The 23,911-nt window shown below is 60.9% G+C and carries 19 protein-coding genes; 10 read left to right on the forward strand and 9 right to left on the reverse strand.

The window, feature by feature from the left end; all coding sequences use genetic code 11:
* Positions 1-40 precede the first annotated feature (40 nt).
* Positions 41-826 (reverse strand): zinc ABC transporter permease subunit ZnuB, encoded by a 786-nt coding sequence (gene znuB / locus C1N62_RS07700; RefSeq protein ID WP_137763071.1) that lies wholly within the window; start codon positions 824-826, stop codon positions 41-43.
* Positions 819-1,595 (reverse strand): zinc ABC transporter ATP-binding protein ZnuC, encoded by a 777-nt coding sequence (gene znuC, locus C1N62_RS07705; protein ID WP_137763072.1) that lies wholly within the window; start codon positions 1,593-1,595, stop codon positions 819-821. Before znuC ends, znuB begins: the two co-directional genes overlap by 8 nt.
* Positions 1,596-1,671: 76 nt before the next feature.
* Between znuC and znuA the strand changes: the two genes are divergently transcribed.
* The 3 genes from znuA to lpxM all read left to right on the forward strand — a co-directional run bounded on the left by znuA (position 1,672) and on the right by lpxM (position 5,116).
* Positions 1,672-2,640, forward strand: coding sequence for a zinc ABC transporter substrate-binding protein ZnuA (gene znuA, locus C1N62_RS07710; RefSeq protein WP_137763073.1), 969 nt, complete (start codon positions 1,672-1,674; stop codon positions 2,638-2,640).
* 17 nt (positions 2,641-2,657) lie between these two features.
* Positions 2,658-3,974, forward strand: coding sequence for a murein DD-endopeptidase MepM (gene mepM / locus C1N62_RS07715; protein ID WP_137763074.1), 1,317 nt, complete (start codon positions 2,658-2,660; stop codon positions 3,972-3,974).
* 161 nt (positions 3,975-4,135) lie between these two features.
* On the forward strand, positions 4,136-5,116 hold the full coding sequence (lpxM, locus tag C1N62_RS07720) for a lauroyl-Kdo(2)-lipid IV(A) myristoyltransferase (protein WP_137763075.1): 981 nt from the start codon (positions 4,136-4,138) through the stop codon (positions 5,114-5,116).
* Positions 5,117-5,147: 31 nt separating this feature from the next.
* Here lpxM and C1N62_RS07725 read toward each other — a convergent pair whose 3' ends face one another.
* The 6 genes from C1N62_RS07725 to C1N62_RS07750 all read right to left on the reverse strand — a co-directional run bounded on the left by C1N62_RS07725 (position 5,148) and on the right by C1N62_RS07750 (position 14,806).
* Positions 5,148-6,368, reverse strand: coding sequence for an MFS transporter (locus C1N62_RS07725; RefSeq protein ID WP_137763076.1), 1,221 nt, complete (start codon positions 6,366-6,368; stop codon positions 5,148-5,150).
* 82 nt (positions 6,369-6,450) lie between these two features.
* Positions 6,451-8,853: a GNAT family N-acetyltransferase gene (locus C1N62_RS07730; protein WP_137763077.1), complete on the reverse strand. Its 2,403-nt coding sequence runs from the start codon at positions 8,851-8,853 to the stop codon at positions 6,451-6,453.
* Entirely contained in the window at positions 8,850-10,148 is a 1,299-nt protein-coding gene (locus C1N62_RS07735) for a lysine N(6)-hydroxylase/L-ornithine N(5)-oxygenase family protein (protein ID WP_137763078.1), read from the reverse strand. Before C1N62_RS07735 ends, C1N62_RS07730 begins: the two co-directional genes overlap by 4 nt.
* A 4-nt stretch (positions 10,149-10,152) precedes the next feature.
* Complete coding sequence (locus tag C1N62_RS07740) at positions 10,153-11,691, reverse strand: aspartate aminotransferase family protein (RefSeq protein WP_240775768.1); 1,539 nt, start codon at positions 11,689-11,691, stop codon at positions 10,153-10,155.
* A gap of 598 nt (positions 11,692-12,289) precedes the next feature.
* Positions 12,290-13,732 (reverse strand): pyruvate kinase, encoded by a 1,443-nt coding sequence (gene pyk / locus C1N62_RS07745; RefSeq protein ID WP_137763080.1) that lies wholly within the window; start codon positions 13,730-13,732, stop codon positions 12,290-12,292.
* A gap of 198 nt (positions 13,733-13,930) precedes the next feature.
* Positions 13,931-14,806 carry a MurR/RpiR family transcriptional regulator gene (locus C1N62_RS07750; protein ID WP_137763081.1) on the reverse strand — a complete coding sequence of 292 codons (876 nt, stop codon included), beginning with the start codon at positions 14,804-14,806 and terminating at the stop codon, positions 13,931-13,933.
* A 350-nt stretch (positions 14,807-15,156) separates the two neighbouring features.
* On the opposite strand from C1N62_RS07750, the gene zwf reads away from it, so the two are divergent.
* The 3 genes from zwf (at position 15,157) to C1N62_RS07765 (ending at position 18,132) form a co-directional block, all read left to right on the forward strand.
* On the forward strand, positions 15,157-16,632 hold the full coding sequence (gene zwf, locus C1N62_RS07755) for a glucose-6-phosphate dehydrogenase (RefSeq protein ID WP_137763082.1): 1,476 nt from the start codon (positions 15,157-15,159) through the stop codon (positions 16,630-16,632).
* A gap of 13 nt (positions 16,633-16,645) precedes the next feature.
* A complete protein-coding gene (gene pgl, locus C1N62_RS07760) occupies positions 16,646-17,341 on the forward strand; it encodes a 6-phosphogluconolactonase (RefSeq protein ID WP_137763083.1) in 696 nt (231 codons plus the stop codon).
* A 149-nt stretch (positions 17,342-17,490) separates the two neighbouring features.
* Positions 17,491-18,132, forward strand: coding sequence for a bifunctional 4-hydroxy-2-oxoglutarate aldolase/2-dehydro-3-deoxy-phosphogluconate aldolase (locus C1N62_RS07765; RefSeq protein WP_137763084.1), 642 nt, complete (start codon positions 17,491-17,493; stop codon positions 18,130-18,132).
* A 54-nt stretch (positions 18,133-18,186) separates the two neighbouring features.
* Here the strand turns inward: C1N62_RS07765 and C1N62_RS07770 are convergent, their stop codons facing one another.
* Complete coding sequence (locus C1N62_RS07770; protein WP_137763085.1) at positions 18,187-18,531, reverse strand: RidA family protein; 345 nt, start codon at positions 18,529-18,531, stop codon at positions 18,187-18,189.
* Between the two features lie 150 nt (positions 18,532-18,681).
* Between C1N62_RS07770 and C1N62_RS07775 the strand changes: the two genes are divergently transcribed.
* The 4 genes from C1N62_RS07775 (at position 18,682) to fadD (ending at position 23,895) form a co-directional block, all read left to right on the forward strand.
* A complete protein-coding gene (locus C1N62_RS07775) occupies positions 18,682-20,595 on the forward strand; it encodes an ATP-dependent DNA helicase (RefSeq protein ID WP_137763086.1) in 1,914 nt (637 codons plus the stop codon).
* Between the two features lie 65 nt (positions 20,596-20,660).
* Entirely contained in the window at positions 20,661-21,359 is a 699-nt protein-coding gene (tsaB, locus tag C1N62_RS07780; protein ID WP_137763087.1) for a tRNA (adenosine(37)-N6)-threonylcarbamoyltransferase complex dimerization subunit type 1 TsaB, read from the forward strand.
* A gap of 61 nt (positions 21,360-21,420) precedes the next feature.
* Positions 21,421-22,023, forward strand: a complete 603-nt coding sequence (locus C1N62_RS07785; RefSeq protein ID WP_137763088.1) for a Slp family lipoprotein — start codon at positions 21,421-21,423, stop codon at positions 22,021-22,023.
* A 183-nt stretch (positions 22,024-22,206) separates the two neighbouring features.
* Positions 22,207-23,895, forward strand: coding sequence for a long-chain-fatty-acid--CoA ligase FadD (gene fadD / locus C1N62_RS07790; protein WP_137764950.1), 1,689 nt, complete (start codon positions 22,207-22,209; stop codon positions 23,893-23,895).
* Positions 23,896-23,911: the final 16 nt, after the last annotated feature.

Consider the following 23,911-nt stretch of genomic DNA (forward strand, 5'->3'; position numbering starts at 1 on the left):
GTGAAAAGGCGCCCGCAGGCGCCTTTTTTATGGGTTGGGATCAGGCAGGTTGCCGCCGGTACAGGCTCAGCAGGAACAGCAGCGCGGCGCACAGCACCACCGAGGGGCCAGCCGGCGTGTCATAGAAGGCGGAGAAGGCCAGCCCACCGGTAACGGCCGCCATGCCGACACCCACTGCCACCGTCGCCATCTGCTCGGGCGTGCGGGCAAAACGGCGCGCGGTGGCCGCCGGAATAATCAGCAGGGAGGTGATGATCAGCGCGCCGACGAACTTCATCGACAGCCCAATGGTCAGCGCCGTCACCAGCATCAGGATGATGCGTACCCGTTGCAAATTCACCCCGTCCACATGCGCCAGCTCCGGGCTGATGGTCATAGAGAGCAGGGCGCGCCACTGCCAGCAGAGCACGGCCAGCACCACCGCCACGCCAATCCCAATCATCCAGATATCACTGAGGGTGACCGACAGCAGATCGCCGAACAGGTAAGCCATCAGATCCACCCGCACATTGGACATCAGGCTCACCACCACCAGCCCCAGCGACAGCGCGCTATGCGCCAGAATGCCGAGCAGGGTATCCACCGCCAGGTGCGGCTTGCGCTCCAGCCACACCAGCAGCAGCGCCAGCACCAGCGTTACCGCAATCACCGCATAGAACGGGTTAACGTTGAGCAGCAGGCCAAACGCCACCCCCAGCAGTGAGGCGTGGGCCAGCGTGTCGCCAAAGTAGGACATGCGCCGCCACACCACAAAGGAGCCGAGCGGCCCGGCCGCGCCAGCCAACAGAATGCCGGCCAGCCAGCCGGGCAACAGCAATTCAATCATCTTTCACGCTCCCTGCGCGCGCCTGTCCGGGGCTTTTCAGCACAATGCGGCCCTGTAGATCGTGGCGGTGGTTATGGTGGTGGCGGTAGATCGCCAGTTGCTCCGCGCCGCGGTTGCCAAACATGGCGATGAACTCCGGGTGCATCGACACCACCTCCGGCGTGCCGGAGCAGCAGATATGCTGGTTGAGGCAGAGCACATCATCGGTTTTCGCCATCACCAGATGCAGGTCATGGGAGACCATCAGCACTGCGCAGCCCAGCTCGCGGCGCAGCTGATCGATCAGGTCATACAGCGCCAGCTGGCCGTTGACATCCACCCCCTGCGTCGGCTCATCCAGCACCAGCAGTTGTGGCTGGTTGAGCAGGGCGCGCGCCAGCAGCACCCGCTGGGTTTCGCCACCGGAGAGCTTCTGCATCGGCTGATCCTGTAAGTGCGCCGCCTGCACCCGCTTGAGCGCTGGCAAAATATCGGCTTTTTTCACGCCCGGTTTCAGGCGCATAAAGCGGCTAACTGTCAACGGCAGGGTGGCGTCGAGGTGCAATTTCTGCGGGACATAGCCAATGCGCAGCCCGCCCTCACGTATCAGACGGCCGCCGGTAGGCGCAATCAGGCCGAGCACCACGCGCACCAGCGTGGATTTGCCCGCGCCATTGGGGCCGAGCAGGGTGAGGATTCGCCCCGGCTTCAGCGCCAACGAAATATCGGAGAGAACCTGCCGGTTGCCGAAGCTGACCGACACTTTCTCAAGGTTGACCAATGTGGACATAGTGATTACATCTTGCAGTAAAATTCGAATGTTATAATATTACGTTTCACAAAATAAAACGACGAGATAACTCATTATGATACAAAAAAAGCGCTGGTTGCCTGTGGCCTTTTTGGGCGCAGCGGCTCTGGTTGCCGCTTCTCTGAACACGGCCTCGGCCGCAGTGGTCACTTCCGTCCGTCCGCTGGGCTTTATCGCTGCGGCAATTGCCGATGGCGTAACGCCGACAGAAGTGCTGTTGCCAGATGGCGCATCTGAGCATGACTATGCCCTGCGTCCGTCCGATGTGTTGCGCATCAACAAGGCGGATCTGGTGGTGTGGGTCGGGCCGGAGATGGAGGCCTTCATGACCAAAAGTCTGGCGCAGCAGCCTGCCAGCCGTCAGCTTTCACTGGCCGCACTGCCGACAGTAAAGCCGCTGTTAGTGCAGGATGCGCACGATCATGATGAGCAGGGCGAAGAACATGACGATCATGGCGCAGAAGCAGCTGAAAATCATGCGCATGGCCATGACGAAGATCACCATCATGGTGAATACAATATGCACCTGTGGCTCTCTCCAAAGATTGCAAAACAGGCAGCAATTGCAATTCACGACAAATTAATTGAACTCATGCCGCAAAACAAAGACAAATTAGACGCGAATTTGCGTGAGTTTACGGTTAACCTTGCGCAAAGCCAGCAAAATATTGCTACTATGCTGGCACCCGTGCAGAACAAAGGGTATTTCGTTTTTCATGACGCCTATACGTATTTTGAAAAACAGTTTGGCCTCAGCCCGCTGGGCTATTTTACGGTCAACCCTGAGATTCAGCCCGGTGCACAGCGTTTACATCACATTCGAACAGAGCTGGTTGAGCGAAAAGCGGTCTGCGTTTTCGCTGAGCCACAATTCAGGCCGGCCGTCATTACAGCCGTTGCGCAAGGGACCGGTGTCAAAATGGGCACCCTTGATCCACTTGGCAGCGGGCTGACACTGGATAAACAGAGCTATATGACTTTCCTGTCACAAATAGCCCGCCAGTACGTGAGCTGCCTGGAGTAAACAGAGGATAACATCACGTGCAGCAACTAGCCCGCGCTATTGCCTTGGCATACAACAACTTACCGCGACCCCACCGTGTGATGCTGGGATCGCTGACCGTGGTAACTTTGGCCGTCGCTGTCTGGCGGCCTTTTGTTTACCATCCTGAACAGAACCCCATCGTGCGCAACGTAGAGCTGGATGCCGAGCAGCTCCGCTCCCTGTTGCCGGAGGCCAGTGAGCCGATAGACCAGCCGGCACCGGAAGATGACATTCCGCAAGATGAAATCGATGAAAAAGTCGAAGGTGAGCAGGGCGTGCATGAGTACGTCGTCTCCACCGGCGACACCCTCAGCAGTATCCTCACCCAGTATGGCATTGAGATGGCAGACATCTCGACCCTGGCGCAACAGAACAGCGAGTTGCGCAACCTCAAGGTCGGCCAACAACTCTCCTGGACGCTCACCGACGGCGGCGATCTGCAACGCCTGACGTGGGAAATGTCGCGCCGTGAAACCCGCACCTACGACCGCACCCCCACCGGCTTCAAGATGTCGATGCAGACCCAAGAGGGCGAGTGGAAAAACAGCGTGATCACCGGTCGCCTTGACGGCAGCTTCGTCGGCAGCGCCCGTGCTGCGGGCCTGAGCAGCGGTGAGGTCAGCTCGGTGGTCAAGGCGCTCCAGTGGCAGCTTGACTTCAAAAAGCTGCGCAAGGGCGACCAGTTCTCGGTGCTGATGTCCCGTGAGCGTCTGGAGGGGCAGAGCGAGCAGAGCCAGTTGCTGGGCGTGCGGATGCGCAGCGGCGGCAAGGATTACTACGCTATCCGCGCCGAAGATGGCAAATTCTACGACCAGCAAGGCTCCGGGCTGGCGCGCGGCTTTATGCGCTTCCCGACCATCAAGCAGTTCCGCGTCTCCTCCAACTTCAACCCGCGCCGCGTCAACCCGGTGACTGGGCGTATCGCGCCGCACAAGGGCGTTGACTTCGCCATGCCGGTCGGCACGCCGGTGCTGGCCGTAGGGGATGGCGAAGTGGTGGTCGCGAAACGCAGCGGCGGCGCCGGTAACTACGTTGCCATTCGCCACGGCCGTCAGTACATGACCCGCTACATGCACCTGCGTAAAATTCTGGTGAAACCGGGCCAGAAAGTGAAACGCGGTGACCGCATCGCGCTTTCAGGCAACACCGGCCGCTCCACCGGCCCGCACCTGCACTATGAGATCTGGATTAACCAGCAGGCCGTCAACCCGCTGTACGCCAAACTGCCACGTTCGGAAGGGCTGAGCGGCAAGGATCGCAGCGACTATCTGGCGACGGTTAAAGAGGTGATCCCTCAGTTGCAGCTGAATTAATTTTATTTGCCGCGGGTGATTTCATCCGCGGCTTTCACTTTTTCATTTTGCTGGCCGGCGTATTGCGGGCCGGGCAGGCGCTTTTCCGTTTAGCTCTGGTGCATTGCAAAATTCTGCTTCGCAATTATCATTAGCCGACTGAAAAGACATTGAGTTTTCGCATGCAAACAGAGAATAGATCGAACGTAGAGTTTATCCCGCAATTCCAAAAGGCCTTTTACCATCCGCGCTACTGGGGCGTCTGGCTGGGGGCTGGTGTCATGGCGGGAATGGGTTATGTGCCAACCTGGATCCGCGACCCTTTTCTGGGGAGCCTGGGCAAGCTGGTGGGCAAATATGCAGGCAGTGCCCGCCGCCGCGCCCGCATCAACCTGCTCTACTGCATGCCGGAACTGACTGAAGAGGCCCGTGAGGCGATCATTGACCAGATGTTCGCCACCGCGCCGCAATCGATGATTTTGATGGCGGAACTGGCCTGCCGCGCGCCGGAGAAGGTGCAGCAGCGGGTGCGCTGGCACGGGCAGGAGGTGATTGACAACCTGCGCGCCGAGGGGAAAAACATCATCTTCCTGGTGCCCCACGGTTGGGCAGTGGACATCCCGGCGATGCTGATGGCCGCCGATGGCCAGCCGATGGCCGCCATGTTCCACAACCAGAGCAATGCGCTGGTGGACTATTTGTGGAACACCGTGCGCCGCCGCTTTGGCGGCCGGATGCATGCGCGCAATGACGGCATCAAACCCTTTATCAGCTCGGTACGTCAGGGCTACTGGGGGTACTACCTGCCGGATCAGGATCACGGCGCGGAACACAGCGAGTTCGTCGACTTCTTCGCCACCTACAAGGCGACGCTGCCAGCAGTGGGGCGGTTGATGAAGGTGTGCCGGGCCTCGATCGTGCCACTGTTCCCGGTCTATAACGGTGACGAGAGCCGGTTGGACATCTATGTCCGCCCGCCGATGGACGATCTGGCGACTGCCGACGATCCGCGTATCGCCCGCCGAATGAATGAAGAGGTAGAGAATCTGGTGCGTCCGAACCCAGAGCAGTACACCTGGATTTTGAAGCTGCTGAAAACCCGCAAGCCGGGGGAGAAAGAGCCTTACAGCCGTGATGAGCTCTATCCACGCAAGAAGAGTTAATATGACGCCCGGCCATACGCCGGGCGTTTTTTTATACGCTTACCGGGCGCGTCCTTAAAAACCACCCCATCAGCCCCAGCCATAGCACACCCGCCAGCGCATTGTAGAGCGAGAAGGCCCCATTGCCGCCATGCAGGTAGAGCTGCTTGGCCAGTTCAATGCCGCCAGCGTAGAGCGCAATAGTGATCATTCCCACCGCCGCCGCCACCGTGCCTTTGCCTACCGGGCTGCTGAACAGCGTCAGGCGATACAGCCCGGCGTTGATCAGACCCGTGCCGAAGGCGTAGAGGCTCAATCCCGCCACGCTGAACAGCCACTGGTGCGGATCGATCACCGCTGCCGCCGCAGCCAGCGCCAGCCCGCCAATGATTGGCCAGACGCCCAGCCACAGTGGTCGCTCAATGCTCACCCGGCCGCTGATTTTACCCAGCAGCAGGTTGCCGATGATCAGCGACACAAAAATGGGCACCTGCGCCAGTCCATACTGCCAGGGCGTCATGCCGCCATCCTGCATTAAAATCACCGGCGATTGCGCCACCCACGCCAGCAGCGGCAGGGCGGAGAAACCGATGGCCAGCGAGCCGCACAGCGTCCGGCGGTTGCCCAGCACGTGCCGGTAGTCAGTGAGCAGGCGCTCCGACGAAAAGCGCTGGCCGCGGTTGCCCGCTGTCTCCGGCATCGCCCGCCACAATCCCCACAGCGCCAGTGCCGCCAGCAGCGCAAACAGCCCAAACATCGACTTCCACGGCGCAAGGTGGATAAAGGCCGCACCCGCCACCGGCCCCAGCAGCGGGGCGATCAGGGCGATATTGGCCATCAACGCCATCATCTTCAGGCTCAGCGTCTCGGCAAAGGCCTCCTGAATGGTGGCGTAGCCCACGGCGCCGATAAAGCAGAGGCTGATGCCCTGCAAAAAGCGCATCAAGATAAATTGCTCGATGCTCTGCACCCACAGCGTCAGCAGACAGGTGGTGACAAACAACGCCACGCCCACCAGCATCACTGGCCGGCGGCCAAGCTGGTCGGAGAGCGGGCCAAGCAGCCACTGCAACGTCATGCCGCCCAGCAGGTAGGCGGTGAGCGAGGTGGAGACCCAGTCGCTGCCGACGCCAAAATCCTTCACCACCTGCAACATGCCGGGCTGGATCATGTCGTGGGCGATATAGGTGGCGAACTCAAACAGCACCAGCGAAAGGGGAAACAGCCAGTGGCGGCGCGTCATGGCCGCGGCTGGCGTATAGGAGGTACTCATGGATCCAGCGTCCCTTCAAAAGAGGCAAAAACAGAAAAAGCGCGGCCAGGGGCCGCGCCATCATGGACAGACAAAGTACCGATCAGGGGCGGAAGGCCGCAATCGGGTTCTTCAGCGTACCGGCAAATTTCAGGTTCTGCGCCGGGTCGGCCAGGTTGATCATCTGCTTGTTATTCGCCAATTGCAGGCGGTTCAGGCAGGAGTGGTCAAACTCCTCACAGAACAGATCGTAGCGGGCGAACTTGGCCTCCAGTTCTGGGTGCGTGGCTTGGTAGTCGCTGATGGTGTCCGCCACCACCTTCCAGAAGCGATCTTCGCTCAGGTGCATCTCCTGATGCAGGATGCGCGCCATAAAGCGGAAGAAGCAGTCAAACACATCGGTGAAAATTGACAGCAGTTTCAACGGTTCTGGCACGGTTACCGCCACGCGGCGCGCCTTCTCCGGCAGGTCGGCATCCGGGTTCATCACCGCGATCTCCTCGGCAATGTCCTTCATCCAGGCCCGAACCGGCACGTTCCCCTCAAACTCCAGGATCAGGTTCTCGCCGTGCGGCATAAACACCAGATCGTAGGTGTAGAAACAGTGCACCAGCGGCGCGAGGTAGCACTGGAGGTAGCGCGCCAGCCACGCCTCGGCGCTCAGGCCGGAGTCGGCAATCATCGCTGGCAGCACGCCGTGGCCAGCGTCATCCACATGCAGCAGCGCGGCCATGGTCATCAGGCGGCGGTTGGCGGGCAGGTTGGTCGCCGGGTTGTCGCGCCACAGGGCGGCAAACATCTTTTTATACGGGCTGTCCGCGCTGATGGCCGACTCAAAGTAGCTGTTGCGATAGCCGATGGAGGCCACCTCGCGCAGGATGCCAAACCCGCAGCCTTGCAGGTAGCTGTCCTGCTGCACCAGTTCCGCCAGCCACTCGTTGATGCCCGGCGTGGTCGCCATGTAGTAGGGCGACAGGCCACGCATAAAGCCCATGTTGAGAATCGACAGCGCAGTTTTGACGTAGCGCTTCTGCGGCTGGCTGACGTTAAAGAAGGTGCGGATCGACTGTTGCGCCAGATAGTGATCTTCGCCACGCCCCAGATAGATCAGGTGGCGGTTGGCGATGTCCGGCGCGAACACCGTCAGCAGTTTGTTGTGCCACTGCCAGGGGTGAACCGGCATAAAGAAGTAGCGCGCCGGGTCAACGCCGTGCCCGCGCAGTTGCGCGGTGAAGGCCGCGATCTGCTCATCGCCCAGCTCCTCGCGCATCAGCTGTGAGTAGCTGAGGCCGCTGAGGCTGGCGAACGTGGCCTTGCTGTCATGCACCGCCACCCAGATCAGCGCCACCGGCGAGGCGGCCTCCGGCGCGTAGTGCAGGTAGTCATTGGCATCAAAACCAATGCGGCCATTGTTGGCGATAAAGCAGGGGTGCCCCTCGCTCATGGTGGTTTCGACGGTCTGGAAATCGGCCTGCGTCAGCGCGGCGGCATCCGGGGCGTTGCGCGTCATCTTGAAGGCGCTGCCCGCCAGGGTGCTGGTGATCTCCTCCATGTAGGTCGGCAGCAGGGCTTGGGTGATGCCAAGCTGCTCGCTGAACTCAATGATGAATTGCAGCGCGTCCAGCGGGCGCGGCGACAGGTTCTCCAGCCGGCTCAGGGAGGGCAGGTCAATCAGCCAGTCGTTGAGTGAGAGGATCTTCGCGCGGAAACGGTACTCCACCTCGGAGCCGGGCACCGGCAGGCGGTAGTGGCCCCAGCCATGTTTCTCCACCATCAATTCTGGCGCAATCAGCCGCTCGTGGGAAAACTCCGCCAGCGCCTTGCGCAGCAGCAGCGCATTGGCCTGCGCCCAGTGCGGCGCGTGCAGGTGTTCGCCAGCCTGATAGGCCGCGGTGCGGGCAACGGAATCGGTCATCGGGTACTCCTGGGGTTCAGCGATCACGGCCGCCGGGTCGCGGTAGCCGGGGTAATCTTCCCGGCGGCAGAAGGCCAGCCAGGCAGTTTTGTGCGGCAGCGTCACGGTATGCTGGTAGGCAAAGCCGGCGCGCCGGTTGAGGCGGTGGATCTTCTCATTGCGCACATCCGGCTCCACCACCACCCGTGCCACCTGCGGCAGGCTGAAGATGTAGTCCATCACGGTGGTGAACACCTGCCAGCTAAAGCCCGGCAGCGGGGCGTCGGCGGGTGCCAGCAGCAGGTGCATACCGTAATCATCCGGTTGTGCCGGGTAGTAGCGGCCAATCTCATCCTCACTGGCGCGGTAGAACTCCATCAGGAATGCCGGTTCGCCATTGACCTCGCCCATCAGGGCGGCGTGCGGATCGCGCTGCGTCAATTCACGGTAGAAGGTTTCGACCTGCGCCTGCGTGCTGTCGAGCATTCCCCAGAAGCTGGCATACGCCTGCGTCATCCAGCCGTGCAGAGTGGCGGCATCCTCTGGCAGGCGCAGCGGCCGCAGGCGGAACTCGCCAGCCGGGCGGTGGCAGTGGAACAGCGTCTCCATCATTGGCCTCCGATTTTGTGGGTGCAGAAGGTCTGGAACGCGATGCGCTGCTCCACCGGGTAGACCTCGCGGCCCAGCATCTCGCGGATCAGCGTGCTGTTGCGGTAGCAGGCCATGCCCAGATCCGGCGTAACAAAGCCGTGGGTATGCAGCTCAGCATTCTGGACGAAGATCTCATTGCGGTTGTCAATGCTGTAGTTGCGGTTGACGGCAAAGCGCCCCTTCTCATCACGCTGGATGCGCGCCGTAATCCCCTCGAGGAAGTCAGGCTGGCGATAGGCGTAGCCGGTCGCCAGAATCAGCGACTCGGTGCGGTGGCGGTAGCTTACCTGCTGCTCCTGCTGCATCAGCTCGAGTTCCAGCTCGCCGCTGCTGCGCCACTGGAGGCCGGTCAGCTCGGCATGGGTATAGAGGTTGACATCCAGCGGGCCATTCAGGCGCTTGGTGTACATCAGGTCATAGATGTCATTGATCAGGCTGCTATTAATGCCTTTGTACAGCCCTTTCTGCTCGCGATTGAGCTGGTCGCGCTTCGCCATCGGCAGGGCATGGAAGTAGTCGATGTACTCTGGCGAGGTCATCTCCAGCGTCAGTTTGCTGTACTCCAGCGGGTAGAAGCGCGGTGCACGGGTGATCCAGTTGAGCTGGTAGCCATGCTGGTCAATCTCGCCCAGCAGGTCATAGAAGATCTCCGCCGCGCTCTGGCCGCTGCCCAGCACGGTGATGGAGCGGCTCTGCTGCATCGCCTCTTTGTTTGGCAGGTAGGCGCTGGAGTGGTGGAGTTTGTCCGCCAGCGGCTCAGCGCAGGGCGGCAGCCAGGCGGATGGCCCGGTGCCCAGCACAAGCCGGCGCGCCAGCAATTCAGAGACCTCGCCGCTGCGGGTGTCGCGGGTGCGCACGCAGTAGCAGCCGAGCGCCTCATCATGGCTGACGTGCTCGACGCGGGTGTTGAAGCGCAGGTTCGGCAGTTGCGCGCAGGCCCACTGGCAGTACTGGTTGAACTCCTTGCGCATCATGAAGAAGTTTTCACGGATGTAGAAGGAGTAGAGTTTGCCCTGCTGCTTCAGATAGTTAAGGAAGCTGTAGGGGCTGGTGGGGTCGGCCAGCGTCACCAGATCGGCCATAAAGGGCGTCTGGAGCGTGGCGTTCTCCAGCAACATGCCGGTGTGCCAGTCGAAGCCGGGGTTCTGGTCAACGAACAGGCCATCAAGTTCTGCGATCGGCGCGGTCAGGCAGGCCAGCCCGAGGTTGAAGGGGCCGATGCCGATGGCGATAAAGTCATGAATGTGCTTGGACATGGGATCACTCGCTTATCGTCTTGGAGAGGGTGTTGGCGGTCAATTCCTTGCCGTAGTGCACCACCAGATCAATCACCTCTTCAACGTCCGCCAGGGTGGTGGTCGGGTTGAGCAGGGTGAACTTCAAATACTGGCGCTGCTGTACCTTGGTACCAGCCACCACCGCATTGCCGGCGCGGAAGATCGCCTTGCGGATGTCGGCATTGATCTGGTCGATGACCTCCGCTGGCAGCGACTGACGCGGCACAAAGCGGAACACCTGGGTGCTCAGCTCCGGCTGGTGCAGCACGTCAATGTGCGGGTGGGCCGCCAGCTTCTGGTGCACCTCGGCCGTCAGGTCGAGCAGCTGGTCGAAGGCTTCGCCCAGCTTTTTCTCACCCATGATGCGCAGCGTCAGCCACATCTTCAGGGCATCGAAGCGCTTGGTGGTCTGGATGCTTTTGTTGACCAGATTGGGCGTGCCCTCCAGCTTGGCGCTCAGCGGGTTGAGGTAGTCGGCGTGGCAGGTGACATGCTCCAGGTGCTGGTGGTCACGCACAAAGAACGCGCCGCAGCTCACCGGCTGGAAGAAGGATTTGTGGTAATCGACGGTCACCGAGTCAGCGTGGCGGATGCCATCAATGCGCTGGGCAAAGCGCTGGGAGACCAGCAGCCCGCAGCCGTAGGCGGCGTCCACATGCATCCAGACGCGATGGCGCTGGCACACCTCGGCAATGGCGTTCAGCGGGTCGATGCTGCCGAAGTCGGTGGTACCCGCGGTGGCGACCACCGCCAGCGGAATGTTGCCCTCGGCCAGACACGTTTCGATGGCCTGTGCCAGCGCCTGCGGATCCATGCGGAAGGCGTTGTCGCTCGCCACCGGTACCACGGCGTTGTAGCCCAGCCCCAGCAGCGCGGCTGACTTCTGGATGCTGAAGTGGCTGACACCGGAGCTGAAGATGCGCCAGCGGCCCGCATCGGCCGGCAGGCCCTGATATTTGATGCTGTGGTCAGGGTGGGTGCGTTTGCAGTGGCTGTCGCGCGCCAGCAGCATTGCCATCAGGTTGGACTGGGTGCCGCCGCTGGTAAAGATGCCATCCGCCTGCGGGCCAAGGCCCATCTGGTCAAGCGTCCAGTCGATCACCTTCTGCTCAATCAGTGTGCCGCCAGCGCTCTGGTCCCAGGTGTCCACGGAGGAGTTGATGCTGGAGAGGATGGTCTCACCCAGCAGGGCTGGCAGTACCAGCGGGCAGTTGAGGTGCGCCACATACTTGGGGTGGTGGAAGTAGACCGCGTCACGCAGGTAGAGCTGCTCCAGCTCGCGCAGCGCCGCCGCCGTGTCACCCAATGGCTGGTGCAGATCCACCTGATTAAAGGCGCTGACCAGTTCATTGGGCAATATTCCACTGAAGGGTTTTTCCGCGCCGTCAATATGGTCTTTGACCAGTGACAACGCTTGGGTAATTTGTTGTTGCCATTCAGCGGAACTCTCCTGGTTAAATATAAACGAGACGGCCGTCCGGTTATTTTCCTGGCTCTCAACACTGGCGTGAGCGTGTTTCATTTCATACATAATATGACCCTGTCTTTATTTCCCGGTGAGGCAGGCGCGTGCGCTGGCCTTCCCCTGGATAAGAGATGAATAGCAAAGTGGTAATCATTCTGGCGTGCCGCGTCCGGCGCCCGCGAAGGGCGTCTGTCAGTCAGAGGGCAGGGCAGAAAATCGAGCAGCAGGTGAATTCAAAATTTTCGTATAAAGCGAAATCCTTACAAGTCAAAAGGTAAGCGCAAATTTAATCTTGCCGAGCATTATAAATGCAAATCATTATCATTCAAGTTATCAATACGAAAATGTGAGGGAAAAGAGGAGAGGTAGCTAAAAGTGTGATGGAAATCACGATTTTCAGCGGGATAAATATTAACAAATGTAATTGAAAATAAGAAAGATCCGCAATTTCCCTAGAGGAAGTGCAAGCAAACTTTCTCAATGTTGTTTATTATTTGGCTGATGGCTAAGGAAGGCGTTTAATGATCGGTAAAGTCGGGTAGGGGTAATTCCCTGCTTTATTGGAGGGGATATTTTAAAATATATTTTGCAGAAGGAAGAGGAGGCGGAAATAAAAAGCCGGCCAACAAGGCCGGCTGGTAAGGAGGTAAACCGGTTACTCGACGCGTAATACGCGGCTGGTATTGGTGGTGCCAGTCGTGCTCATCACATCGCCCTGAGTGACAATCACCAGATCGCCGGAGAGCAGGTAGCCTTTGTCACGCAGCAGGTTGACGGCGTCATGCGCGGCGGCCACGCCATCATTGTTGCTGTCAAAGTAAACCGGCGTCACGCCACGGTAGAGCGCCGTCAGGTTGAGCGTATGCTCATGGCGGGACATGGCGAAGATCGGCAGGCCGGAGCTGATGCGCGACATCATCAGCGCGGTGCGGCCCGACTCCGTCATCGCGATGATGGCGGTGACACCCTTCAGGTGGTTGGCGGCATACATGGAGGACATGGCAATCGCCTCCTCAATGTTCTCAAACTGCACGTCCAGCCGGTGTTTGGAGACATTGATGCTCGGGATCTTCTCCGCGCCCAGACAGACGCGCGCCATCGCCGCCACCGTCTCGGCCGGGTACTGGCCAGCGGCGGTCTCGGCAGAGAGCATCACCGCGTCAGTGCCGTCCAGCACGGCGTTGGCGACGTCCATCACTTCGGCGCGGGTCGGCATCGGGTTGGTGATCATCGACTCCATCATCTGGGTGGCGGTGATCACGGCGCGGTTGAGGGTGCGGGCGCGGCGGATCAGTTTCTTCTGGATGCCCACCAGCTCCGGGTCGCCAATTTCAACGCCCAGATCGCCACGCGCCACCATCACCACGTCGGAGGCGAGGATGATGTCATCCATCGCGGCGTCAGAGGAGACCGCCTCGGCGCGCTCCACCTTGGAAACAATTTTGGCATGGCAGCCAGCGTCACGCGCCAGACGGCGGGCATAGTTCAGGTCTTCACCGGTGCGCGGGAAGGAGATGGCGAGATAGTCGACGCCAATCTTGGCGGCGGTAACGATGTCCGCCTTGTCCTTCTCGGTCAGCGCCTCAGCCGACAGGCCGCCGCCCAGCTTGTTGATGCCCTTGTTGTTGGAGAGCGGGCCGCCGACGGTCACCTCGGTGAACACCTTCATCCCCTGAACTTCCAGCACCTTCAGCTGCACCCGGCCATCGTCCAGCAGCAGAATGTCACCCGGCACCACATCGCCTGGCAGCCCCTTGTAGTCGATGCCGACGCGCTCTTTGTCGCCTTCGCCCTTCGCCAGATTGGCATCCAGTAGGAAGCGGTCGCCGACGTTAAGGAACACTTTGCCTTCGCGGAAGGTGGAGACGCGGATCTTCGGCCCCTGTAGATCCCCGAGGATGGCGACGTGGCGGCCCAGCCGGGCAGCGATCTCGCGTACCTTGTTGGCGCGCAGTTGCTGGTCTTCCGGGGTACCGTGGGAGAAATTGAGGCGGACTACGTTCGCGCCTGCGGCAATAATTTTTTCCAGGTTATTGTCGCGGTCGGTAGCCGGCCCCAGCGTGGTGACAATCTTGGTTCTTCTGAGCCGTCTGGACATGTATAACTCCGTTCACTGGTAAAGCATGGGGTTTCCCCAGATTCAAGGATAACCAAACAATGCTGTGGCTGTAATTTTACGACAAAACTGTTTCATCTGCGTGAAACATCCTTGCCCGCTACTGTTAGCAGGGTATGCCTTTCCTGATCCATTATCGAGAGGGGGGACAACGTTTTCCGCATCTTTTGTGCGCATGATTCATTCGCTGCCAGGCTCGCGCGAGGAGAGGGCATCCTTATCGTAGCGGGACTCCTTCAGCGCCTCTTTGACCCGCTTGAGGTTGTCGCGAAAGCGCGCGCCGCGCCGCAGGGTAAAGCCAGTGGCCAGCACGTCAATCAGCGTCAGCTGCGCGATGCGCGACACCATCGGCATATAGACATCGGTATCCTCTGGCACATCCAGCAGCAGCGGCAGGGTCGCCTCGCGCGCCAGCGGCGTGTCACGGGAGGTGAGGGCTATCACGGTGGCGTCGTTCTCGCGGGCCAGTTGCGCCAGCTCGACCAGACTTTTGGTGCGCCCGGTATGGGAGATCAGCACCACCACATCCCCCTCGCTGGAGTTCATGCAACTCATGCGCTGCATCACGATGTCATCGAAGTAGACCACCGGGATGTTGAAGCGGAAAAATTTGTTCATCGCGTCATGGGCGACGGCCGCTGACGCGCCCAGCCCGAAGAAGGAGATCTTCTTGGCTTGGGTCAGCAGATCGACCGCCCGGTTGATGGCGGCGATGTCCAGCGTGGTTTTGACATGGTCGAGGCTGGCCATCACCGACTCAAAAATTTTATCGGTGTAGGCGTCCACGCTGTCCGCCTCTTCCACATTGCGGTTTACGTATGGCGTACCATTGGCCAGACTTTGTGCGAGGTGCAGCTTAAAATCCGGGAAGCCCTTGGTGTTCAGCCGGCGGCAGAAACGGTTGACGGTAGGCTCACTGACCTCCGCCAGTCGGGCCAGGGTGGCGATGCTGGAGTGAATGGCAGTCTGCGGGGAGGCGAGGATGACCTCAGCCACCTTGCGCTCTGACTTACTCAGGCGATCCAGGTGGGTCTGGATGGTTTCCAGCGTATTCATTGTTTAACAGTCCATGGTTTTGTCGATTTCAACCAAAGGAGAAATCAATGCCGGTTTAATGAAAATATACTACGAGCTGAAAGGCGTTGGCACCGGCGGGACGAGATAATCCCCTCTTTTTTCACCAGAATTTGAACTGTGTCTAACTTTCATATTGGTAAAAGGGTGTCAAAAACGTCAGAAAATTACATGATAGACGGGCAGGGTTGCTTACTCTTTTTCCACACCCAGCCAAGGTGTAATTTTTGGACGTTTATTAAGGCCTTAGATCCGGGTTTACGGGTTGCGGCCAAACAGAGTACATTATTCATGTAAGAAAATTACAAATATCCTGCAATGAGGAGAAGAACATGGCGGTAACCTCTACAGCCCAGGCCTGTGACCTGGTTATTTTCGGCGCGAAAGGCGATTTGGCGCGCCGCAAATTGCTGCCCTCCCTGTACCAGCTCGAGAAAGCCGGCCATATTCATCCGGAGACCAAAATCATCGGCGTTGGCCGTGCGGATTGGGACAAAGCGGCCTACACCAAAGTGGTGAAAGAGGCGCTGACAACCTTCATGAAAGAGAAGCTGGACGACCAACTGTGGGAAACCCTCAGCGCCCGTCTGGATTTCTGCAACCTGGATGTCAATGACAAAGAGCACTTCGCCAACCTCGGCAAGATGCTTGATCAGGAAAACCGCGTCACCATCAACTATTTCGCGATGCCGCCGAACACCTTTGGCGCCATCTGCCGCGGCCTTGGCGAAGCGGGCCTGAATCAGGACCCGGCGCGCGTGGTCATGGAGAAGCCGCTGGGCACCGACCTGGAGTCCTCCCGCGTCATTAATGATCAGGTGGCCGAGTACTTCAACGAATCCCAGGTCTACCGCATCGACCACTACCTGGGCAAAGAGACGGTACTGAACCTGCTGGCGCTGCGTTTCGCCAACTCCCTGTTTGCCCATAACTGGGACAACCGCACCATCGACCACGTGCAGATCACCGTGGCGGAAGAGGTGGGCATCGAGGGCCGCTGGGGTTACTTCGACAAAGCTGGCCAGATGCGCGACATGATCCAGAACCACCTGTTGCAAATCCTGACCATGATCGCCATGTCGCCGCCGGCTGACCTGACCACTGACCGCATCCGTGATGAGAAGGTGAAAGTGCTGCGCTCCCTGCGTCGCATCGACCAGAGCAACGTGCGTGAAACCACGGTGCGCGGCCAGTACACCGCCGGCTTCGTGCAGGGCAAAAAGGTGCCGGGCTACCTCGAAGAGGAGGGCGCCAACAAGTCCAGCAACACCGAGACCTTCGTCTCTATCCGTGTGGACATCGACAACTGGCGCTGGGCCGGCGTGCCGTTCTACCTGCGTACCGGCAAACGCCTGCCGACCAAGTGTTCTGAAGTGGTGGTCTACTTCAAGAACCCGGCGCTCAACCTGTTCCGTGACTCCTACCAGCAACTGCCGCAGAACAAGCTGACCATCCGCCTGCAGCCTGATGAAGGGATCGATATCCAGGTGCTGAACAAGGTGCCGGGTCTGGAGCACAAGCACCGCCTGCAAACCACCAAGCTTGACCTGAGCTTCTCCGAGACCTTCCACCAGCAGCACATCGCCGATGCCTATGAGCGCCTGCTGCTGGAAGCGATGCGCGGCATTCAGGCACTGTTCGTGCGCCGTGATGAGGTGGAAGAGGCGTGGAAGTGGGTTGACTCCATCATGAACGCCTGGGCGGCGGACAATGAGGCACCGAAGCCTTACCAGTCCGGCACCTGGGGGCCAGTTGCGTCGGTAGCGATGATCACCCGCGATGGCCGTTCCTGGAACGAGTTTGAGTAACAGGGGGCAGGGCATGGCACACTTCGCCGAGTTTCCCAGCGCGCAGACGCTGAACCAGAGTCTGGCGCGCAAGGTGGCAGACAGCCTGCGTCAGGGGATCGAGGCGAGGGGCCGTGCCAGTCTGGTGGTCTCTGGCGGGCGCACGCCCGAGGGCTTTTTCGCGCTGCTCGCCCAACAGCCGCTGGCGTGGGAGAAGGTGGTGATCACGCTGGCGGATGAGCGTTGGGTGGCCCCGGAGGATGCGCTCAGCAATGAGCGTCTGGTTCGCCGGGCGCTGCTGGTGGGGCCAGCTGCGGCCGCCACCTTCATCGGCCTGAAAAATGGCGCGGCCACCCCGGAAGAGGGGGTGGCGGCCAGTGAGGCGGCGCTGGCGCTCTTCCCCTGGCCGGCGGATGTGGTGATGCTGGGCATGGGCGCGGACGGGCATACCGCCTCGCTGTTCCCTGGCGCCGCCAATTTGCCAGCGGCGCTGTCGCTGGACGCCAGCCAGCTCTGCTTCGCCATGACCCCCGTGACCGCGCCGCTGGCGCGCATCACGCTCAGCCTGCCGGCGCTGCTCAACAGCCGGCATATCTATCTGCATCTGGTTGGTGAGGCCAAGCGCGAGCTGTACGAGCGCGCCGCGCAGGGCAACGATGTCAACGAGATGCCGGTTCGGGCGATCCTGAACCAGCAACACACGCCGGTGGATGTCTGTTGGACAGTCTGACCCCGGCATGACTGGCATAGCCAGTCGGCAGGAGACGTTTTGTATGGCACAAGGTGCGGTCGGATACCTGTCACTTCGCTGACAGGTCCCTGTGGCAGGGGCGCGCCCTATCTTAACCATGCCAGTGCGGCATAGATGGAGTGAAACGGATGAACAACTGGAAAGTTAGCGCGGAACAGATCCTCACCACAGGCCCGGTCGTCCCGGTGATTGTCATTAACGAACTGCGCCACGCGGTGCCACTGGCGAAAGCGCTGGTGGCCGGCGGGGTCAAGGTGCTGGAGGTGACGCTGCGCACCGAGTGCGCGCTGGAGGCGATCCGGGCGATTGCCAAAGAGGTGCCAGAGGCGATCATTGGGGCCGGTACGGTGATCAACCCGCAGCAGTTGGATGAGGTGATTGCCGCCGGGGCGCAGTTTGTCATCAGCCCCGGCCTGACGGAGCCGCTGCTCAAGGCGGCCACCCAAGGGCCAGTGCCCTTGATCCCTGGCATCAGCACCGTGTCGGAGCTGATGCTGGGCATGGACTACGGCCTGCGCGAGTTCAAGTTTTTCCCGGCCGAGGCCAATGGCGGCGTGAAGGCGTTGCAGGCGATCGCCGGCCCCTTCCCGCAGGTGCGTTTCTGCCCGACCGGCGGCATCTCGCTCAAGAACTACCGGGAGTATTTGGCGCTCAAGAGCGTACTGTGCATTGGTGGCTCCTGGCTGGTGCCAGCCGAGGCGCTGGCCGAGGGCAACTACGACCGCATCACCGAACTGGCGCGTGAAGCCGTCGCTGGCGCGCGCGACTGATCCTGCCTTGCCAAACCAAGCCATCCCTCGGGATGGCTTTTTTTATGCCCGCACTCAGCGGGCGGCGATCACCTTGATCTCTACCTTATATTTCGGGTTCATCAGGCCAGCCTGCACCGTGCAGCGCACTGGCGCATGACCCGGCGCCACCCACGCGTCCCACGCGCGGTTCATGGCGTCGAAATCGCTTTTCTCCACCAAGAAGATGGTGGCGTCCAGGATGCGGCTCTTGTCCGATCCCAGTGCCGCCAGCACCCGGTCAATCACCGCCAGCGCGTCGGCGGTCTGCGCCTCGGCATCGGCGTCCAGATTCTCTGGCACGCTGGTGTAGTAGATGGTGTCATTGTAGATGGCCGCTTCAGACATCCGGTGCTCCGGCAGATAGCGCTCAATGGTCATGCTCAGCTCCTTTGGCTGGGTTTTCAACGGGATGCCGGGGAAAATCCCGGCCACCGGCACAGGGTAACACAGCCGTGGCAAAGATGGGTGTGGTAGCCGTGGGGAAGGATTGGCATAATCAGCGCTGATTTTTTCCGGCTGAGAGGCAGTGTGACCGACGATTTCGCCCCCGATGGCGCCCTGGCGCAACATATCCACGGCTTCAAGCCGCGTGAACCCCAGCAACAGATGGCGGCCGCCGTCGCCCATGCGATAGAGAAACAGCAGGCGCTGGTGGTCGAGGCCGGTACTGGCACCGGCAAAACCTACGCCTACCTCGCCCCGGCGCTGCGTGCCGGCCGCAAGGTGATCATCTCCACCGGCTCCAAGGCGTTGCAGGACCAGCTCTACAGCCGTGACCTGCCGACGGTAGCGAAGGCGCTCGACTACAGCGGCAAGCTGGCGCTGTTGAAGGGGCGCTCCAACTACCTTTGCCTTGAGCGGCTGGAGCAGCAGACGCTGGCTGGCGGCGAGCTGGCCAACTCCGCATTGGCGGAGCTGGTGCAGCTGCGCCGCTGGTCCTCCGAAACCGTGGATGGCGACATCAGCAACTGTGGGGGCGTGGCGGAAGACAGCCCGGTGTGGCCGCTGGTCACCAGCACCAATGACAACTGCCTTGGCAGCGACTGCCCGCTCTACAAGGAGTGCTTCGTGGTGAAGGCGCGTCGGCGGGCGATGGATGCGGATGTGGTGGTGGTTAACCACCATTTGTTCATGGCGGACATGGTGGTGAAAGAGGGCGGCTTTGGCGAGCTGATCCCGGCGGCCGAGGTGATGATTTTCGACGAAGCACACCAGATCCCGGACATCGCCAGCCAATATTTCGGCCAGCAACTCTCGAGCCGCCAGCTGCTCGATTTGGCGAAGGACATTACCATCGCCTATCGCACCGAGGTGCGTGATTCGGCCCAGCTGCAAAAGAGCGCTGACCGACTGGCGCAGAGCGCCCAGGATTTCCGACTGGCGCTGGGCGAGCCGGGCTACCGCGGCAACCTGCGCGAGGCGTTGCAGGACCAGCAGGTGCAGCGCGCACTGGTGCTGCTCGATGACGCCCTCGAACTGTGCTACGACGTGGTCAAGCTGTCGCTGGGACGCTCGGCGCTGCTGGATGCTGCCTTTGAGCGCGCCACCCTCTATCGCGCACGCCTGAAGCGGCTAAAGGAGACCTCCCAGCCCGGTTTCAGCTACTGGTTTGAGTGCACCTCGCGCCACTTTATTCTGGCGCTGACGCCGCTGTCGGTCACCGATAAGTTCACGGAAGTGATGAAGGAGAAGCCGGGCAGCTGGATCTTCACCTCCGCCACCCTGTCAGTGGATGAGAAGCTGGCGCACTTCACCGCGCGGCTGGGGCTGGAGGCGGCGGATTCGCTGCTGCTGCCCAGCCCGTTTGACTATGCGCGTCAGGCGCTGCTCTGTGTGCCGCGCTTCCTGCCGGAGCCAAACCAGCCGGGCGGCGGGCGGCAACTGGCGCGAATGCTGAAACCGCTGATTGAGGCCAACGGCGGCCGCTGCTTCTTCCTTTGCACCTCGCACCAGATGCTACGCCAACTGGCGGAGGAGTTCCGCGCCAGCATGACCCTGCCGGTGCTGGTACAGGGTGAGACCAGCAAGGGCCAGCTGTTGAAGCAGTTTATCGAGGCTGGCAACGCCCTGCTGGTCGGCACCAGCAGCTTCTGGGAGGGGGTGGACGTGCGCGGCGATACGCTGTCGCTGGTGATCATCGACAAGCTGCCCTTCACCGCGCCGGATGACCCGTTGCTGAAGGCGCGGATTGAGGATTGCCGTCTGCGCGGCGGCGACCCCTTCGCCGAGGTGCAACTGCCGGAGGCGGTGATCACCCTGAAGCAGGGGGTGGGCCGCCTGATCCGCGACACGGACGATCGCGGCGTGCTGGTGATCTGTGACAACCGGCTGGTGATGCGCCCCTATGGCGCGGTGTTCCTCAACAGCCTGCCGCCGACGCCGCGCACCCGCGACATCGGTCAGGCAATGGCCTTTTTGCGCCGGGAAGCAGGGCAGCATTAAGTGCTGCCCTGTGGTATGATGCGCGCCCTGAATTGAAACCCCATCTTTTCCTGCCTGAGGTTGGCATGTCCACGCGAATTTTAGCCATCGATACCGCCACGGAAGCCTGTTCTGTCGCACTTTGGAACCACGGCGAAACGCTCGCCCATTTTGAACTCTGCCCGCGCGAGCACACCCAGCGCATTCTGCCGCTGGTGGAGCAGGTGCTGGCCGAGGCTGGCCTGACCCTCAGCCAGCTCGACGCCCTGGCCTTTGGCCGTGGGCCGGGCAGCTTTACCGGCGTGCGCATCGGCATTGGCATTGCCCAAGGGCTGGCGCTGGGCGCCGACCTGCCGATGATTGGCGTCTCCACCCTGCAAACCATGGCGCAGGGCGCGTTCCGCCGCACCGGCGCGCCGCGCGTGCTGACCGCGATTGACGCACGCATGGGCGAGGTCTACTGGGGCGCTTACCAGCGTGATGCCGATGGCATCTGGCAGGGCGGCGAGAGTGAGGCGGTGCTGACGCCGGAGCAGGCGCTGGCCCGGGCGCAGGCGCTTTCTGGCGAGTGGGCCACAGCCGGAACCGGCTGGACGAGCTATCCTGATCTGGTGGCCGGTGCGCCGTTGACGCTGCGTGATGGCGACATGCAACTGCCCCACGCCGAAGATATGCTGCCGCTGGCGCTGGAAGCCTGGAAGGCGCAGCGTACCGTAACGGTTGAACAGGCCGAGCCGGTCTATTTGCGCAATGAGGTGACCTGGAAAAAACTCCCAGGTCGCTGAAACCCGGCAACTTTACCCCGGTGACAAGGTCTAACAGTCAGAATCATTCCGGAGAGTAGGTATGCATAAGCCGTTAATCAATCACCCCCTGCGGGTTGCGCTGTTTGGCCTGACGGCGCTGGCGCTGTCGGGCTGCGTCAGCGTCCCTGATGAGATCAAGGGCACCACCCCCACGCCGCAGCAGAACCTGGCGGCAGTACAGAATGCCCCGCAACTGTACGTCGGCCAGGAGGCGCGCTTTGGCGGCTCGGTGGTGAGCATGGACAATGAACCCCGCCGCACCCGGCTGGAGATTGCCGCCGTACCGCTGGACTCGGCGGCGCGGCCCATCCTTGGCGAGCGCTCCACCGGACGGGTGGTGGCTTACATTAACGGCTTTGTAGACCCGGTTGACCTGCGCGGCCAGCTGGTGACGGTGGTCGGCCCGATCACCGGCAGCGAACGCGGCAAAATCGGCCAGACGGACTACACCTTTGTGGTGATGAATGCCAACAGCTACAAGCGCTGGCGCTTGCAACAGCAGGTGGTGATGCCGCCAGGCCCAACCGGCCCGTGGGGCTGGGGTCCTGGCTGGGGCGGCCCCGGCTGGGGGCCGGGCTTCTATGGCGGGGGCGGTTGGTACTCGCCGCAGCCAGCTCAGGTGCAGACCGTAGTCACCGAGTAGGGCACCTCAGAGGCGGCGCAAGCCGCCTTATTTTTTGGCATCGCGGCAGCCTGAGGCAAAAAAGTGACCCGCTTCGCAAGCTGAACATTGTTTAAGAAATTCAGCCAGAAGCTGAGTTAAAATTTTGTTAAACCGACGTATCAGATCGGCAACCACGACAACAAATAATGATGGAGTATGACCTTGGAAAAGGTTTGGCTAACACGGTATCCCGCTGATGTTCCGGCCGAGATTGACCCGGATCGTCACGGCTCATTGATTGAGATGTTTGAAAATGCGGCGCTCCGCTATGCTGACCAGCCGGCGTTCATCAATATGGGGGAGGTGATGACCTTCCGTAAGCTGGAGGAGCTGAGTCGCGCCTTCGCCGCCTACCTGCAAAATGACCTGAAATTGCAGAAAGGCGACCGCGTTGCCCTGATGATGCCCAACCTGCTGCAATACCCGATTGCGCTGTTCGGCGTATTGCGCGCTGGCATGGTGGTGGTCAACGTCAACCCGCTCTACACCCCGCGCGAGCTGGAGCACCAGCTGAAAGACAGCGGGGCCAGCGCCATCGTGATCGTCTCCAACTTCGCCCACACGCTGGAGAAGGTGGTCTACAACACGCCCATCCGCCATGTGATCCTGACGCGCATGGGCGACCAGCTGTCGCCTGCCAAGGGTACGCTGGTCAACTTTGTGGTGAAGTACATCAAACGGCTGGTGCCCAAGTATCACCTGCCGGATGCCATCTCCTTCCGCAGCGTGCTGCAACGCGGCCGCCGCCTGCAATATGTGAAACCGGACATCACCAATCAGGATCTGGCTTTCCTGCAATACACCGGCGGCACTACCGGCGTGGCAAAGGGGGCGATGCTGACCCACCGCAACATGCAGGCCAATCTGGAGCAGACCAAGGCCGCCTATGGCTCGCTGTTGCAGGAGGGCCATGAGCTGGTGGTCACCGCGCTACCGCTCTACCACATCTTCGCGCTGACGGTGAACTGCCTGCTGTTTGTCGAGCGCGGCGGGCGCAACCTGCTGATCACCAATCCGCGTGATATTCCCGGCATGGTCAAGGAGCTGGCGAAATACCCCTTCACCGCCCTGACCGGCGTCAATACGCTCTATAACGCGCTGATGAACAACGAGGATTTCCGCGAGCTGGACTTCTCCACGCTGCGCCTTTCCGTAGGGGGCGGCATGGCGGTGCAGAAAGCGGTGGCGGACAAGTGGGAGAAGCTGACCGGCAAACATTTGCTGGAGGGCTACGGCCTGACCGAGTGCGCGCCGCTGGTGGCGGGCAACCCCTATGACCTGCAACACTACAGCGGCAGCATTGGCCTGCCGGTGCCCTCCACCGAGGTCAAGCTGGTGGATGATCAGGGGCAGGAGGTGGCCATGGGCGAGCCGGGCGAACTGCTGATCCGCGGGCCGCAGGTGATGGCCGGTTACTGGCAGCGGCCAGAGGCCACCGCCGAGGTGCTGAAAGAGGGCTGGCTCTCCACCGGGGATATCGTTACAGTGGACGAGCAGGGATTCTTGCGGATTGTCGATCGCAAAAAAGATATGATTCTGGTCTCCGGGTTTAATGTCTATCCCAATGAAATTGAAGACGTGCTGATGCAGCATCCGAAGGTGCTGGAGGCGGCGGCCATTGGCGTGCCAAGTGAAACCTCCGGCGAGGCGGTCAAGGCGTGCATCGTCAAGAAAGATGCCTCCCTGACGCGTGAGGAGCTGCTGGCCCACTGCCGCCGCCACCTGACTGGCTACAAAATGCCAAGAATTATTGAGTTCCGTGAGGAGTTGCCAAAATCCAACGTTGGCAAGATCCTGCGCCGGGCGCTGCGGGATGAGCATATGAAGTCGAAACCGCCCACCGCCGCATAACGGGCTTCCACCCTTT

It is taken from the genome of Nissabacter sp. SGAir0207 (assembly GCF_005491205.1).
In the GTDB taxonomy this organism is placed as follows: domain Bacteria; phylum Pseudomonadota; class Gammaproteobacteria; order Enterobacterales; family Enterobacteriaceae; genus Chimaeribacter.

What these genes read in the sequence shown, in the direction of transcription:
- znuB (WP_137763071.1), bottom strand. Translation starts at nt 826, where the DNA reads ATGATTGAATTGCTGTTGCCCGGCTGGCTGGCCGGCATTCTGTTGGCT.
- znuC (WP_137763072.1), bottom strand. Translation starts at nt 1,595, where the DNA reads ATGTCCACATTGGTCAACCTTGAGAAAGTGTCGGTCAGCTTCGGCAAC.
- znuA (WP_137763073.1), top strand. Translation starts at nt 1,672, where the DNA reads ATGATACAAAAAAAGCGCTGGTTGCCTGTGGCCTTTTTGGGCGCAGCG.
- lpxM (WP_137763075.1), top strand. Translation starts at nt 4,136, where the DNA reads ATGCAAACAGAGAATAGATCGAACGTAGAGTTTATCCCGCAATTCCAA.
- C1N62_RS07725 (WP_137763076.1), bottom strand. Translation starts at nt 6,368, where the DNA reads ATGAGTACCTCCTATACGCCAGCCGCGGCCATGACGCGCCGCCACTGG.
- C1N62_RS07730 (WP_137763077.1), bottom strand. Translation starts at nt 8,853, where the DNA reads ATGATGGAGACGCTGTTCCACTGCCACCGCCCGGCTGGCGAGTTCCGC.
- C1N62_RS07735 (WP_137763078.1), bottom strand. Translation starts at nt 10,148, where the DNA reads ATGTCCAAGCACATTCATGACTTTATCGCCATCGGCATCGGCCCCTTC.
- C1N62_RS07740 (WP_240775768.1), bottom strand. Translation starts at nt 11,691, where the DNA reads ATGAAACACGCTCACGCCAGTGTTGAGAGCCAGGAAAATAACCGGACG.
- pyk (WP_137763080.1), bottom strand. Translation starts at nt 13,732, where the DNA reads ATGTCCAGACGGCTCAGAAGAACCAAGATTGTCACCACGCTGGGGCCG.
- C1N62_RS07750 (WP_137763081.1), bottom strand. Translation starts at nt 14,806, where the DNA reads ATGAATACGCTGGAAACCATCCAGACCCACCTGGATCGCCTGAGTAAG.
- zwf (WP_137763082.1), top strand. Translation starts at nt 15,157, where the DNA reads ATGGCGGTAACCTCTACAGCCCAGGCCTGTGACCTGGTTATTTTCGGC.
- pgl (WP_137763083.1), top strand. Translation starts at nt 16,646, where the DNA reads ATGGCACACTTCGCCGAGTTTCCCAGCGCGCAGACGCTGAACCAGAGT.
- C1N62_RS07765 (WP_137763084.1), top strand. Translation starts at nt 17,491, where the DNA reads ATGAACAACTGGAAAGTTAGCGCGGAACAGATCCTCACCACAGGCCCG.
- C1N62_RS07770 (WP_137763085.1), bottom strand. Translation starts at nt 18,531, where the DNA reads ATGACCATTGAGCGCTATCTGCCGGAGCACCGGATGTCTGAAGCGGCC.
- tsaB (WP_137763087.1), top strand. Translation starts at nt 20,661, where the DNA reads ATGTCCACGCGAATTTTAGCCATCGATACCGCCACGGAAGCCTGTTCT.
- C1N62_RS07785 (WP_137763088.1), top strand. Translation starts at nt 21,421, where the DNA reads ATGCATAAGCCGTTAATCAATCACCCCCTGCGGGTTGCGCTGTTTGGC.